General features: G+C 62.5%; 1 protein-coding gene. It reads right to left on the reverse strand.

Annotation, left to right across the window (positions count from 1 at the left end):
* The coding region (locus AACY45_RS27560; RefSeq protein ID WP_339548623.1) for an IS110 family transposase at positions 1-519 on the reverse strand (519 nt) is incomplete at its 3' end.
* Positions 520-584: the final 65 nt, after the last annotated feature.

Genomic DNA, 584 nt, shown 5'->3' on the forward strand with positions numbered 1-584 from the left:
TGTTGCGGCCATCTCGCTGTCGTCTAGCAGATCCGCCAGCATCGCCAGGTGGCTCGGCCCCTTCGGTGCCACCCAGCCATATTCGGTGAGATGCCCGCGGATCGCATTGCCGAGCTGGGTGCGCTGTTTTACCAGCAGATCGCGCGTGCGGAACACCAAGGCGGCGGCTTGCTGCTCTTCGCTCTTCACCGCGACGAACCGCATCGTTGGCCGCTGCGCCGCCTCACAGATCGCCTCAGCATCGACAGCATCATTCTTATGCCGCTTCACGAACGGCTTCACATAGGCCGGCGGAATCAGCCTGACCTCGTGACCCATCGCCCGCAACTCGCGGGCCCAGTGATGTGCGCCGCCGCACGCTTCCAGCGCCACCGTGCATCGCGGCTGTGACACGAAGAAATTTAGCAGTTTTCCCCGGGTCAGCTTGCGGCTGAACACCGTTCGCCCGGTCCTGTCCGCGCCGTGCGCATGAAAAACGTTCTTGGCAATATCCAGACCGATTGTGGTAACTTCAGACACGGACGCCTCCCTCTTGTGGTGTTCAACACCTCCACTCTGGCACATCGATGCCGTCGGGGGGCGTC

This window comes from Pseudomonas sp. RA_35y_Pfl2_P32 (assembly GCF_963970735.1).
In the GTDB taxonomy this organism is placed as follows: Bacteria; Pseudomonadota; Gammaproteobacteria; order Pseudomonadales; family Pseudomonadaceae; genus Aquipseudomonas.